This is a genomic window from Pseudomonas sp. A0308, assembly GCF_044218815.1.
Classification (GTDB): Bacteria; Pseudomonadota; Gammaproteobacteria; order Pseudomonadales; family Pseudomonadaceae; genus Aquipseudomonas; species Aquipseudomonas iridis.
Genome location: NZ_CP162581.1, coordinates 3,867,091 through 3,879,502 on the forward strand (window position 1 = coordinate 3,867,091; position 12,412 = coordinate 3,879,502).

At 59.9% G+C, this 12,412-nt stretch carries 11 protein-coding genes; 6 read left to right on the top strand and 5 right to left on the bottom strand.

Translation table 11 applies throughout. The features are described 5' to 3' along the window. The first annotated feature begins 62 nt into the window (after positions 1-62). Together madL and madM are read left to right on the top strand one after the other, a co-directional pair. Positions 63-455 (top strand): malonate transporter subunit MadL, encoded by a 393-nt coding sequence (madL, locus tag AB4P92_RS17850; RefSeq protein ID WP_042561520.1) that lies wholly within the window; start codon positions 63-65, stop codon positions 453-455. Between the two features lie 5 nt (positions 456-460). After that, on the top strand, positions 461-1,225 hold the full coding sequence (gene madM / locus AB4P92_RS17855; protein WP_042562233.1) for a malonate transporter subunit MadM: 765 nt from the start codon (positions 461-463) through the stop codon (positions 1,223-1,225). Between the two features lie 216 nt (positions 1,226-1,441). Here the strand turns inward: madM and AB4P92_RS17860 are convergent, their stop codons facing one another. Continuing rightward, the gene (locus AB4P92_RS17860) at positions 1,442-2,362 is read right to left on the bottom strand and encodes a LysR substrate-binding domain-containing protein (protein WP_115147122.1); all 921 of its coding nucleotides are present in this window, start codon (positions 2,360-2,362) and stop codon (positions 1,442-1,444) included. A 214-nt stretch (positions 2,363-2,576) separates the two neighbouring features. Here AB4P92_RS17860 and AB4P92_RS17865 point away from each other — a divergent pair, with 214 nt between their 5' ends. Continuing rightward, the gene (locus tag AB4P92_RS17865) at positions 2,577-3,194 is read left to right on the top strand and encodes a hemolysin III family protein (RefSeq protein WP_047303910.1); all 618 of its coding nucleotides are present in this window, start codon (positions 2,577-2,579) and stop codon (positions 3,192-3,194) included. Between the two features lie 111 nt (positions 3,195-3,305). Here the strand turns inward: AB4P92_RS17865 and AB4P92_RS17870 are convergent, their stop codons facing one another. Together AB4P92_RS17870 and AB4P92_RS17875 are read right to left on the bottom strand one after the other, a co-directional pair. Further along, the gene (locus tag AB4P92_RS17870) at positions 3,306-4,025 is read right to left on the bottom strand and encodes a 16S rRNA (uracil(1498)-N(3))-methyltransferase (protein WP_210623078.1); all 720 of its coding nucleotides are present in this window, start codon (positions 4,023-4,025) and stop codon (positions 3,306-3,308) included. Between the two features lie 144 nt (positions 4,026-4,169). Continuing rightward, positions 4,170-5,576 (bottom strand): adenosylmethionine--8-amino-7-oxononanoate transaminase, encoded by a 1,407-nt coding sequence (locus AB4P92_RS17875; protein ID WP_042561516.1) that lies wholly within the window; start codon positions 5,574-5,576, stop codon positions 4,170-4,172. A gap of 221 nt (positions 5,577-5,797) precedes the next feature. Between AB4P92_RS17875 and AB4P92_RS17880 the strand changes: the two genes are divergently transcribed. The 3 genes from AB4P92_RS17880 (at position 5,798) to AB4P92_RS17890 (ending at position 9,061) form a co-directional block, all read left to right on the top strand. After that, positions 5,798-7,561, top strand: coding sequence for a flavin monoamine oxidase family protein (locus AB4P92_RS17880; protein ID WP_395597949.1), 1,764 nt, complete (start codon positions 5,798-5,800; stop codon positions 7,559-7,561). A gap of 337 nt (positions 7,562-7,898) precedes the next feature. Beyond that, positions 7,899-8,450 (top strand): cytochrome b, encoded by a 552-nt coding sequence (locus tag AB4P92_RS17885; protein ID WP_042561514.1) that lies wholly within the window; start codon positions 7,899-7,901, stop codon positions 8,448-8,450. 32 nt (positions 8,451-8,482) lie between these two features. Continuing rightward, positions 8,483-9,061: a YceI family protein gene (locus tag AB4P92_RS17890; protein ID WP_042561513.1), complete on the top strand. Its 579-nt coding sequence runs from the start codon at positions 8,483-8,485 to the stop codon at positions 9,059-9,061. Positions 9,062-9,317: 256 nt separating this feature from the next. Here AB4P92_RS17890 and AB4P92_RS17895 read toward each other — a convergent pair whose 3' ends face one another. Together AB4P92_RS17895 and AB4P92_RS17900 are read right to left on the bottom strand one after the other, a co-directional pair. Beyond that, the gene (locus tag AB4P92_RS17895; RefSeq protein ID WP_395597950.1) at positions 9,318-11,198 is read right to left on the bottom strand and encodes a DEAD/DEAH box helicase; all 1,881 of its coding nucleotides are present in this window, start codon (positions 11,196-11,198) and stop codon (positions 9,318-9,320) included. A 221-nt stretch (positions 11,199-11,419) separates the two neighbouring features. Further along, positions 11,420-12,232 (bottom strand): ABC transporter substrate-binding protein, encoded by an 813-nt coding sequence (locus AB4P92_RS17900; protein ID WP_261735614.1) that lies wholly within the window; start codon positions 12,230-12,232, stop codon positions 11,420-11,422. Positions 12,233-12,412: the final 180 nt, after the last annotated feature.

Consider the following 12,412-nt stretch of genomic DNA (forward strand, 5'->3'; position numbering starts at 1 on the left):
CGCCGACTCAAGCTTCGAACAACAAAAACAACATTCGACGATGCACTTTGAGGACTACAACAATGATTATTTACGGTGTGGCGTTTCTCGCCTTTTGTACGCTGGTGGGTATCTGGGTCGGTGAACTGCTCGGCAAGCTGATCGGCGTGCCGGCCAACGTCGGCGGCGTCGGCATTGCGATGCTGCTGTTGATCGGCCTGGGCAGTTATCTGAACAAAACCGGCTGGCTCAAGGGCAAGACTGAACAGGGAGTCGAGTTCTGGAGTGCGATCTACATTCCGATCGTGGTCGCCATGGCGGCGCAGCAAAACGTTTACGGCGCACTGAAGGGCGGGCCGATGGCGATTCTGGCGGGGACGCTGGCTGTGGTGATTGCGTTTGCCATGGTGCCGGTGTTGGTACGCCTTGGTAACAAGGAGTCGACCGCCGTCATTCCACCCAAGACTGTGGGGTGATCGCCATGTACGAATCATTGATGAAAGTCATCACCGGTTACGGCCTGATCAGCGGTTTCCTGATTGTCGGCCTGACCATGTGGGTGTCCTACTGGATGTCCAACACCTTCACCAAGGGCCGGTTGCACGGTTCGGCGATTGCCATTCTGCTCGGGCTGGTGTTGTCCTACGTTGGCGGTGCGCTGACTGGCGGACAGAAAGGCGTGGTGGATATTCCACTGTTGTCCGGTATCGGTTTGCTGGGTGGAGCGATGCTGCGCGATTTCGCCATCGTTGCCACGGCGTTCGGCGTGAGTGTTGAAGAGCTCAAGCGGGCCGGGTTTGTCGGTGTACTGGCGCTGTTTGTCGGGGTGGGCACGTCGTTTGTCGCCGGTGTAGGTGTGGCGATGGCATTCGGTTATACCGATGCGGTGAGCCTGACCACCATCGGCGCGGGGGCGGTGACTTACATTGTCGGCCCGGTGACCGGTGCGGCGATTGGTGCCAGTTCTGAAGTCATGGCGCTGTCGATTGCTGCGGGGTTGATCAAGGCCATTCTGGTGATGGTGATGACGCCGTTCGTAGCGCCCATGATCGGCTTGAACAACCCGCGCAGTGCGGTGATCTTCGGCGGGTTGATGGGCACTTCCAGTGGCGTGGCTGGCGGGCTGGCGGCGACGGATCCGAAACTGGTGCCTTACGGTTGTCTGACGGCGGCGTTCTATACCGCGCTTGGGTGTTTGCTTGGGCCTTCGGTGTTGTTTTTGGTGATGCGGGGGTTGGTGGGTTAACGGCCGCCTGAAAAGCAAACCCTAACCCTCCCGAAACGTCGGACCGCCCGGAGGGAGAGGGGACTGACCGAGGTGGATGTTGAAGGTACATCGACCTGAAATTTCTGTGTCGAACTCCGGTTCTGAAAAGCCCCCGATCTGCTCCCTTTCCCCCTCGCTCCCTTGGGGGAGAGGGCTGGGGTGAGGGGGTAGCTCTTGATCTTGATCTGGTCCCAGTCAAACCCCAGCCTGCCGATTGGCATACATCCGACACTCCGCCAACAACGCGAGCAAATTCGGATCGCGCTCCTTGGCCTTCAAAAACACCACGCCGATGTGCTGCTGCAACCGATACTTTTCCTGCAACGGAATCAGCTTGACCCGGTTCTCGTACACCGCCGCAATCCGCCCCGGCAGCAACGCATAACCTACCCCGGAACTGACCATGCTCAGCAGTGTGAAGATGTCATTCACCTGCATCGCCACCTTCGGCTCGAACCCCGCCTGCCTGAACACCCGATTGCCGTCCTGATGCGTGGCAAAGCCCTGGGTCAAGGTGATGAAGGTTTCATCGCGTACGTCCGCCAGATCAACTTCACTGCGCTGGGCAAATCTTGAATCGGCAGGGGTGGCGAGGAAAATGTCATCGGAGAACAGCGCAATCTGCTCGCAATCCGGGTCGTTGATGCTGTCGTCCAGCGACACCAGAATCGCGTCGACTTCCATGTTTTTCAGCTTGTAGAGCAGGTCGATGTTCGAGCCAAGAATCAGGTCGATGTTGAGTTCGCTGCGGCGGATTTTCAGGCCCATGATCAGTTGCGGCACGGTTTTCACGGTCAGCGAATACAGCGAACCGAGCTTGAAGCGCTCGGCGGAGAACCCGGCGGCCTCGCGGGTCAGGCGTACGCTTTCGACCACATCCTGGATCAGCTTCTGCGCGCGTTCCTCCAGTACATAGGCGCTTTCCAGCGGCGTCAGGTTGCGGCCTTCGTGTTTGAACAGCGGGCAGCGCAGGGCGCTTTCCAGCGAGTGAATCGCGCGGTGCACGCTGACGTTGCTGGTCTGCAACTCGGCAGCGGCACGGGCGAGATTGCCGGTGCGCATGAAAGCGAGGAACACCTCGAGTTTTTTCAGGGTCAACTCTTCGTCGATCAGCATGGCGCGGACTCTTTTTGGTATCGGCCGATTGTGCACGGTAAACGCGGCCCTTTGTAGGAGCTGCCGCAGGCTGCGATCTTTTGCCTTTGAAGATCAAAAGATCGCAGCCTGCGGCAGCTCCTACGCGGATTCATGTTGAACGGAAACATTGCGCTTTTACGCTCAAGGCCCGAGCCTTGCGCACTGCGGTAATGAATTTTGAGGTGAGCAATAGATGTATCACGGAGAACGATTGAACGCCTGGACGCATCTGGTCGGGGCAGTGGCGGCTTTTATCGGTGGTGTGTGGATGCTGGTCATCGCCTGCCTCGATGGCAGTCCATGGAAGATCGTCAGTGTGGCGATTTACGCGTTTACCCTGCTGGTGTTGTACAGCGCATCGACCGTGTACCACAGCGTGCGCGGGCGCAAGAAAGAGATCATGAAGAAGGTCGATCACTTCTCGATCTATCTGCTGATCGCCGGCAGCTACACGCCGTTTTGCCTGGTGACCTTGCGCGGGGTGTGGGGCTGGACACTATTCGGGATTGTCTGGGGGCTGGCGCTGATCGGCATTCTGCAAGAGATCAAACCGCGTTCCGAGGCGCGGATTCTGTCCATCGTGATCTATGCGGTGATGGGCTGGATCGTGCTGGTGGCAGTCAAGCCGTTACTGGCGGCGTTAGGCGCGACGGGTTTCGCGTGGCTGGCGACGGGCGGGGTTTTGTACACCGTGGGGATTATCTTTTTTGCCCTGGATCATCGGCTGCGGCATGCCCACGGGATCTGGCATTTGTTCGTGATTGCCGGGAGTCTGCTGCACTTTGTCGCAATTATGTTTTACGTCCTGTAGGCCGAGGCGCGGCTAATCGCTGGCAAGCCAGCTCCCACAGGTGCGTTGTTGGCCACAACATTTGTGAACAACACTGAACCCTGTGGGAGCTGGCTTGCCAGCGATGGGGTCCTAGAAATCACCCCAAAGTTGCTGGGCCACGGCCAACGCCACAACCGGCGCCGTCTCGGTACGCAACACGCGCGGACCCAGGCGCGCAGCATGAAAACCATTGCCCTTGGCCTGCTCGACCTCGGCCTCGGACAAGCCGCCCTCCGGCCCGATCAGAAACGCCAGTGTCGAAGGTTTGGCATGGCTCACCAGTGGCTCGGCCACCGGGTGCAGCACCAGTTTCAACTCGGCTTCGGTCTGCTTGATCCAGTCCGCGAGCAGTACCGGTGGGTGAATCACCGGGACCCGCGAACGACCACATTGCTCACATGCGCTGATCGCCACCTGACGCCAATGCTGCAAGCGTTTGTCAGCGCGCTCGTCTTTGAGGCGAACTTCACAGCGATCGCTGAAGATCGGCGTGATTTCATTGACGCCCAGTTCGGTGGCTTTCTGGATCGCCCAGTCCATCCGCTCGCCGCGGGACAAGCCCTGGCCGAGATGGATTTGCAGCGGTGATTCGATCTGTCCGGCGAACTGCTCGTCGATCTGCACCACCACGCGTTTCTTGCCGACTTCCAGCAAGGAACCGCGAAACTCATGGCCGGAACCGTCGAACATCTGCACCGCATCGCCCTCGGCCATGCGCAGTACGCGGCTGATGTAATGCGCCTGCGCTTCCGGCAGTTCGTGTTGGCCGGTGCTTAGCGGGGCATCGATAAAGAAGCGGGACAGTCTCATGCGGGGTCTCTGTAAAAAGTGTAAAAATCTGGCGGCCCCATCGCTGGCAAGCCAGCTCCCACAAGGACTTGCGCAGACCCTGTGGGAGCTGGCTTGCCAGCGATGACGGTAGTCCGGTCACCGCTGAAGCTTAAGTGAAATAGATCAACCCGGATCACGGAAACCGGGATGGAAATCCTTCGGCACGGCCACGCTGACGCTGTCACGGGTGGCGATGTCGATGCCTTCGCTGGCGACTTCGGCGAGGAAGTCGATCTGCTCCGGCGTGATCACATACGGCGGCAGGAAGTACACCACGCTGCCGAGTGGACGCAGCAGCGCGCCACGCTCCAGCGCATGCTGGAACACCTTCAGACCGCGGCGATCCTGCCAAGGGTAGGCCTCTTTGGTGGCTTTATCCTTGACCATCTCGATGGCCAGGACCATGCCGGTCTGACGCACTTCGCTGACGTTCGGGTGATCGACCAGGTGCGCCGTCGCCGACGCCATGCGCTGGGCGAGTGCCTTGTTGTTCTCGATCACGTTGTCCTGCTCGAAGATATCCAGCGTCGCCAGCGCCGCCGCACACGCCAGCGGGTTGCCGGTGTAGCTGTGCGAGTGGAGGAAGGCGCGCAGGGTTGGATAGTCGTCGTAGAACGCGCTGTAGACATCGTCGGTGGTCAGGCACGCGGCCAGCGGCAGGTAGCCGCCGGTCAGGGCCTTGGACAGGCAGAGGAAGTCCGGACGAATGCCGGCCTGCTCGCAGGCGAACATCGTCCCGGTGCGGCCAAAGCCGACGGCGATTTCGTCGAGGATCAGGTGCACGCCGTAACGATCGCAGGCCTCGCGCAACAGTTTGAGGTACACCGGGTGGTACATGCGCATGCCGCCGGCGCCCTGAATCAGTGGCTCGACGATCACTGCCGCAACGCTGTCATGGTTCTCGGCCAATGTCTGTTCCATTGCCGCGAACATATTGCGCGAGTGCTCTTCCCAGCTCATCCCTTGCGGACGCCCATAGCAATCCGGGCTCGGCACCTTGATGGTGTCCATCAGCAGGGCTTTGTAGGTTTCGGTGAACAGCGGCACGTCGCCGACCGCCATCGCCGCCATGGTTTCGCCGTGGTAGCTGTTGGTCAGGGTAACGAAGCGTTTTTTGGCGGGCATGCCGCGGTTGAGCCAGTAGTGAAAGCTCATTTTCAGCGCGACTTCGATGCAGGACGAACCGTTATCGGCGTAGAACACCCGGTTCAGGCCTTCCGGCGTCATCTTCACCAGACGTTCGGACAGCTCGATCACCGGTTGATGGCTGAAACCGGCGAGAATCACGTGCTCCAGTTGATCGACCTGATCCTTGATGCGCTGGTTGATTCTCGGGTTGGCGTGGCCGAACACGTTGACCCACCACGAGCTGACTGCGTCGAGGTAGCGCTTGCCTTCGAAATCTTCGAGCCAGACGCCTTCGCCGCGCTTGATCGGGATCAGCGGCAGTTGTTCGTGGTCTTTCATCTGGGTGCAGGGATGCCACAACACCGCGAGATCGCGTTGCATCCACTGATTATTAAGGCCCATTTACAGTCTCCTCGAGGCGGCTCGCGACAGGCGCGGGCAAACAATCGCGCAAGCCTATGCAATGCATCGCGCGGGAACAACCCATTGTGTCGATTGAGCTACTTTGTATGAGCCGATAGACGTCGCTGGCGGCGTTTTGATGGCTAACGTATTCTTCGCGGTTCTTTGGGTCGTCTGATCCGCACAACTGCTTTTTTCTGTGTATTTCCGGAGTTCGCTGAATGTCTGTCGGTTGGCTGCGCGCCTGTGCGCTGGTGATGTTGGGGCTGTTCAGCGTTACGGCGCTGGCCAAGGATAAAACTGCAATCGTGATCGGCGGCGGCCTGTCGGGCCTGACAGCCGCTTACGAACTGCAAAACAAAGGCTGGCAGGTCACGCTGCTCGAAGCCAAACCAAGCCTGGGCGGTCGCTCGGGCATGGCCACCAGCGAGTGGATCGGCAATGACAAAACCCAGCCGGTACTGAACAAGTACGTCTCGACGTTCAAGCTCGGCACCACGCCTGCACCGGAATTCGTGCGCACGCCGGGTTATCTGATCGACGGCGAGTATTTTTCCGCTGCCGACCTGGCGACCAAGCAACCAGCCACCGCCGATGCGCTCAAGCGCTACCAGAAAACCCTCGACGATCTGGCGCGCTCGATCGACGATCCACAGAACCCGGCAGCGACCAACACCCTGCACGCACTGGACCAGATCACCGTGTCGAGCTGGCTCGACAAACAGAATCTGCCAGCCACTGCGCGTCAGTTGATCAACCAGGACATCCGCACCCATTACGACGAGCCTTCGCGTCTGTCGCTGCTGTATTTCGCCCAGCAGAACCGCGTGTACCGCGGTGTCTCCGACCGTGACCTGCGCGCTTCGCGCCTGGTCGGCGGCAGCCAGGTGCTGGCGCAAGCGTTCGTCAAACAGATCAAGACCATCAAGACCAACTCGCCCGTGTCGGCCATCAGCCAGGACAAGGACGGCGTGACCGTCAAGGTTGGCAGCGTCGGTTACCAGGCCGATTACGTCGTGCTGGCTGTGCCGCTGCGTGCATTGAACAAGATTCAGCTGACCCCGGCGCTGGATGCCCAGCGTCTGGGGGCCATCAAGGGCACCAACTACGGTTGGCGCGACCAGATCATGCTGAAGTTCAAGACGCCGGTGTGGGAAAGCAAGTCGCGCATGTCCGGCGAGATCTACAGCAACACAGGTCTAGGCATGTTGTGGATCGAGCCCGCGCTGAAGGGCGGCGCCAACGTGGTGATCAACCTGTCCGGCGACAATGCCCGCGTGATGCAGGCATTTGGCGACAAGCAGATGGTCGATCAGGTGCTGATTCGTCTGCACGCGTTTTATCCACAGGCCCGTGGCTCGTTCACCGGTTATGAGATCCGTCGCTACAGCACCGACCCGTCGATGGGCGGCGCGTACCTGGCTTACGGTCCGGGCCAGATCAGCAAGTTCTGGCGCGTCTGGGAGCGTCCGCTGCAGCGCGTAGCGTTTGCCGGCGAACACACCGACACCTTGTACCCGGGCACTCTGGAAGGTGCGCTGCGCACCGGTCAGCGTGCGGCCAGCCAGGTTGAAGATCTGGCGGCTGGCAAATCATTTGAACCGGCCAAAGTGATCCCGGCCGCAGCAGCGGCGGGCGCGGCAGGTGCCGTAGCAGCGAAGAAGGGCAACTTCTTCAGCAACCTGTTCGGTGGTTCGGATGATGAGAAGAAGCCAGAGCCTGTGAAAGCTCCAGAGCCAGCTCCCGTTGCCCCAGCGCCTGCGCCAACTCCGGCACCTGCGCCAGCTCCGGTGGAAGCGCCGAAGCCAGCGGCGCCGGTAAAAGCCGAGCCTGCGAAAAAAGCCGCGGCCAAGCCAGCAGCGAAGAAACCTGCGGCGAAAACCGAAGCGAAAAAGCCAGCGGCCAAACCGGCGGCGAAAAAGGCTGAACCGGCGAAGAAGCCAGCAGCCAAGCCTGCGGCAACGACCGAGACCAAGGCGCAGTAAAGCCTTGCGGTGATGAAGAAGCGCGGCGCTTATGCCGCGCTTTTTTTTGCCTGTCAGATCGCTTTCGCGAGCAGGCTCGCTCCCACATTCGAGCGGGCTCTTCAGCTGGAATGCAATTCCCTGTGGGAGCGAGCCTGCTCGCGAAGGGGCCTGTTCAGACATACCCATTCCATTGCCTGGCAACAACATCCCGCCACAATTTCTCCTTTAATCTTTCCTTAACACGCCACTTTCAGACTCTTCATCGTATTTCTCGATATTTCAAAGCGAAATTTTCCGCTTTAATTCGATAGATAACTCGCTAGTCTTGGTTCGCAGTTCTCACAGGATTTGGGCAATGCAGCTACGTAACTCTTCTTCGCGCTATGGTTGGGTCAGCATCTTCATGCACTGGGGTGTGGCGCTGGTGGTCTTCGGACTGTTCGCGCTGGGCCTGTGGATGGTGGGGCTGGATTACTACAGCACCTGGCGCAAAGACGCGCCGGATCTGCACAAGAGCATTGGTCTGGTGCTGCTCGGTGTGATGGTGTTGCGGGTGTTGTGGCGTTTTATCAGCCCACCGCCGCCGACGCTGCAAAGCTACAGTCGCATGACCCGTATCGGCGCTAAATTCGGCCACGGGTTTCTGTATCTCGCGCTGTTCGCTGTGATGCTTGCCGGTTACCTGATTTCCACCGCAGACGGTGTCGGTATTCCGGTGTTTGGCCTGTTTGAAGTTCCTGCACTGGTTTCCGGGCTACCGGATCAGGCAGATACCGCTGGGGTGATTCATCTCTGGCTCGCGTGGGCGGTGGTAATTTTTTCCGGTCTCCATGCGTTGGCAGCATTGAAGCACCACTTTATCGATCGTGATGCGACCCTCACTCGAATGCTCGGTCGCAAAGCCTGAAATTCAACCTCGACTCCAAAGGAAAACAAAGCATGTTGAAAAAGACTCTGGCCGCTCTGGCAATCGGTTCTGCCGTTCTGTCCGCCAACGTAATGGCGGCTGATTACGTCGTTGATAAAGAAGGCCAGCACGCCTTCGTCGACTTCAAGATCAGCCACCTGGGCTACAGCTTCATCACCGGTACTTTCAAGGACATCGACGGCAAGTTCAGCTTCGACGCGGCCAAGCCTGAAGACAGCAAGATCGAGTTCAACGTCAACACCGCCAGCGTGTTCACCAATCACGCCGAACGCGACAAACACATCGCCAGCGCAGACTTCCTCAATGCCAGCAAGTTTGGCAAAGCGACTTTCGTCTCCACCAGCGTCAAGTCCACCGGCGCGAACACCGCTGACGTGACTGGCGACCTGACCCTTCTGGGCGTCACCAAGCCAGTGGTTGTCAAAGCCACTTTCCTGGGTGAAGGCAAGGATCCATGGGGCGGCTACCGTGCCGGCTTCGAAGGCACCACCAGCATCAAGCGTTCCGATTTCGGCAAGCAGAAAGATCTGGGTCCTAAGTCCGACGCGGTCGAGCTGTACGTTTCGTTTGAAGGCGTGAAAGCGAAGTAATTTTTCGCCAGCCACACAAAAACGCCCCCGGTTGAAAAGCCGGGGGCGTTTTTTATTGCCTGCCACACACACACATCCCCCTGTGGGAGCGAGCCTGCTCGCGAAGGCGTAGTGTCAGCCAGCATCCATATTGGATGTGCTGACCTCTTCGCGAGCAGGCTCGCTCCCACAGGGGAAGGTGTGTACAGGGTTGGCGTTGCCCATAAAAAATGCCCCGGCTCTTGCGAACCGGGGCATTTTTCATTGCGGCATCAAATCAGCGATTGCGAGTCAGCAAGGCCGGTTTTTCGCCACGTGGGCGGCTTGGCAGTTGATCGAGCTGCTCAGGTGTCGGGAAGCGGTCGGCTTTCGATTCCTTGTGCATGATCTTCGGGCCATTGCTGCGCGGAGCCTGCACGGCTGGCTCGGTACGTGGTTGATCGTCACGGGCCGGACGGCGGTTGCGCGAGGACGAGGAAGAGTCGTCGCGACGACCCGACTGACCGTCACGCGGTGCACCATTGCGTGGACCGCTACGCTTGGCTGGCGGGGTGCCGGTGCTCGAGCCGTTGGTGTTGCGCGGAGCGTTCTGGCGACCCTGCGACTGACCGCCGCGTGGTGCGCCCGAACCTGCGCCTGCGCCCTGGGCCGGTGCGCCTGGACGACGACCGCGACCGCCGGCAGGGGCTGGCTTGGGCACGTAGTCAACGCGGTTACCGAAGTTATCCACGTCGTCGTCGAGGAACTCGTCCGGAGCGCGATCAGCAGCACGTGGCGGCTGGCTCGGACGCTGGTCACGGGCCGGTGTGCCTTCGCGAGGCTTTTGCTGACGGGCAGGACGCTCGCCGCGTTCGCCGGCTGGCTTTTCCTTGCTCTTTTCCTTGCCCTTGTCTTTACGACCGCCGCCACCGCCGCCGCCATTCGGACCGTCGCCACGCGGGCCACGAGGATTGCGCGGGTTGCGCACGTCCGGACGCTCACGCACTTCCGGTTTCTCGGCTTCAATGGTGCTCGAGTCGAAGCCCATCAGGTCGCCGTCGGCGATTTTCTGCTTGGTCATGCGCTCGATGCTTTTCAGCAGTTTTTCTTCGTCCGGTGCGACCAGCGAGATCGCTTCACCCGAACGACCGGCACGGCCAGTACGGCCGATACGGTGCACGTAGTCTTCATCAACGTTCGGCAGTTCGAAGTTGACCACGTGTGGCAACTGGTCGATGTCCAGACCGCGCGCGGCGATGTCGGTGGCAACCAGAATGCGCACTTCGCCAGCCTTGAAATCGGCCAGGGCTTTGGTGCGAGCGTTCTGGCTCTTGTTGCCGTGAATCGCGACAGCCGGCAGACCGTGCTTGTCGAGGTACTCGGCCAGACGGTTGGCGCCGTGCTTGGTACGGGTGAACACCAGCACCTGTTCCCACGCGCCGGCGGTGATCAGGTGCGCCAGCAGCGCACGCTTGTGGCTGGCCGGCAGACGGAATACGCGCTGTTCGATGCGCTCGACCGTGGTGTTCGGCGGCGTGACTTCGATGCGTTCCGGGTTGTGCAGCAGTTTGCCGGCAAGGTCGGTGATGTCTTTGGAGAACGTCGCCGAGAACAGCAGGTTCTGACGCTTGGACGGCAGGCGTGCGAGGACTTTCTTCACGTCGTGCACGAAGCCCATGTCGAGCATGCGGTCGGCTTCGTCGAGGACGAGGATTTCAACGTGGGACAGATCGACGCTGCCCTGGCCGCACAGGTCGAGCAAACGACCCGGGCACGCCACCAGCACGTCAACACCACGGGCCATGGCCTGAACCTGTGGGTTCGTGCCGACGCCGCCGAAGATGCAGGCGCTGACGAATTTCAGGTCACGGGCGTAGATCTTGAAGCTCTCGTGAACCTGGGCCGCGAGTTCGCGGGTCGGGGTCAGGACCAGTACGCGCGGTTGGCGCGGGCCGTGACGCTGGGATTTGTCCGGGTGACCGTTGGGGAACAACCGCTCCAGGATCGGAAGGGCGAAACCGCCGGTTTTACCAGTACCTGTCTGCGCCGCAACCATCAGGTCGCGACCTTGCAACACGGCGGGAATGGCCCGCTGTTGCACCGGAGTAGGCTCGGTATAGCCCGCATCTTCGATGGCACGGACTAAAGCCTCGGAGAGACCGAGGGAAGCAAAGGACATGAGTAATCCTGTTTTAGTTAGGGCTTGGCCCAATGGGAATCTTGCCTGGCGCGAATCACGTTTAAGAGGACGCAATCCCGTCCGGTCCTGCTGCGGTTCCAAAGACACGTCTGGAGTGCTCGCGCTGGCTGAAAGCTGCGCTGTAGCGGGTCGAGAGGCCTGTTAAGGTTCCGGGCGTCCGGGCGTGAGCCTGGCGGGAACGCCGGAGTATAACAGAGCAATCACTGCGCGCTGCTTTCCTGCTGCTCAACGGTTTTGCTGTCCGCCGCCGCTCTACTCAATGGCGCCGTCTGGCCAGGGGCTGCGCCATAGCGTGCGCTCAGCTCGGCGTAGGCCGGTTCGCGCTTGAAGCGCTTGAGTTCGGCGCCGAAGCGCTGGACCAGCAAATCCATCCCGGCATTGCGCCGAACTGCAAGAAATTGGCTCTGGCGGCTAATAACCGTAGGATTTTGGCTGATCAGACCGCGAATATTCAACTCGTCGAGCAAATGCTGGCCGACACGGCGATCAGTGATCAACAAATCGATGCGTCCGCGCACCAGTTTGCCGAAGTTCGCTTCGTGGGTCGGTGCAGGCTCGCGGGTAAACAGGGTCGATTCACTGAAGTCGGGGCTGTACAGATAACCCGGGGAAGTGCCGATGGTCAGGCCTTTGAGCTCGTCGAGCCTGGTGAACGGGTGGGGGCGGTCGTTGGCGTAGAACATCACGAACTCGACATCCGACAGCGGCTCGCTGGGGTAGAGCAGGGTGGCGTCGCGCTCGTCGCTGTGAAAAATATCCAGCGCGCCGTCGGCCTGGCCGGTTTCCAGCATCGACAGGCAGCGTTTCCACGGCAGGAACTGCCATTCGACTTCTATGCCCAGGCGCTTGAACACAATGGCGGTGGTTTCGTAGTCCAGTCCGAGCTTTTTACCGTTCTCTTCATAGACGTAAGGCGCCCATGGCTCGGTGACAATACGCAGCTTCTCGCCCCGAGCGGCGAAGCTTAGGCAAGCAAAAACCAGCACGGCGAATAGTTGCGTGATCAAAGGCATGGCTTGAGATTACGACGAGAAACCATAAAGAGCCAGAAACGGCCTCTACAAGCTCTGCCTCGGGCCTTTAAAAGCAAAAAATCGCAGCCTTTGGCAGCTTCTGCAGAGAGAACTAAATCCCAATGCATGAGCTGCCGCAGGCTGCGATCTTTTGATCTGGCTTGTAGCTTTCAGCTTGAA

What these genes read in the sequence shown, in the direction of transcription:
- madL (WP_042561520.1), top strand. Translation starts at nt 63, where the DNA reads ATGATTATTTACGGTGTGGCGTTTCTCGCCTTTTGTACGCTGGTGGGT.
- madM (WP_042562233.1), top strand. Translation starts at nt 461, where the DNA reads ATGTACGAATCATTGATGAAAGTCATCACCGGTTACGGCCTGATCAGC.
- AB4P92_RS17860 (WP_115147122.1), bottom strand. Translation starts at nt 2,362, where the DNA reads ATGCTGATCGACGAAGAGTTGACCCTGAAAAAACTCGAGGTGTTCCTC.
- AB4P92_RS17865 (WP_047303910.1), top strand. Translation starts at nt 2,577, where the DNA reads ATGTATCACGGAGAACGATTGAACGCCTGGACGCATCTGGTCGGGGCA.
- AB4P92_RS17870 (WP_210623078.1), bottom strand. Translation starts at nt 4,025, where the DNA reads ATGAGACTGTCCCGCTTCTTTATCGATGCCCCGCTAAGCACCGGCCAA.
- AB4P92_RS17875 (WP_042561516.1), bottom strand. Translation starts at nt 5,576, where the DNA reads ATGGGCCTTAATAATCAGTGGATGCAACGCGATCTCGCGGTGTTGTGG.
- AB4P92_RS17880 (WP_395597949.1), top strand. Translation starts at nt 5,798, where the DNA reads ATGTCTGTCGGTTGGCTGCGCGCCTGTGCGCTGGTGATGTTGGGGCTG.
- AB4P92_RS17885 (WP_042561514.1), top strand. Translation starts at nt 7,899, where the DNA reads ATGCAGCTACGTAACTCTTCTTCGCGCTATGGTTGGGTCAGCATCTTC.
- AB4P92_RS17890 (WP_042561513.1), top strand. Translation starts at nt 8,483, where the DNA reads ATGTTGAAAAAGACTCTGGCCGCTCTGGCAATCGGTTCTGCCGTTCTG.
- AB4P92_RS17895 (WP_395597950.1), bottom strand. Translation starts at nt 11,198, where the DNA reads ATGTCCTTTGCTTCCCTCGGTCTCTCCGAGGCTTTAGTCCGTGCCATC.
- AB4P92_RS17900 (WP_261735614.1), bottom strand. Translation starts at nt 12,232, where the DNA reads ATGCCTTTGATCACGCAACTATTCGCCGTGCTGGTTTTTGCTTGCCTA.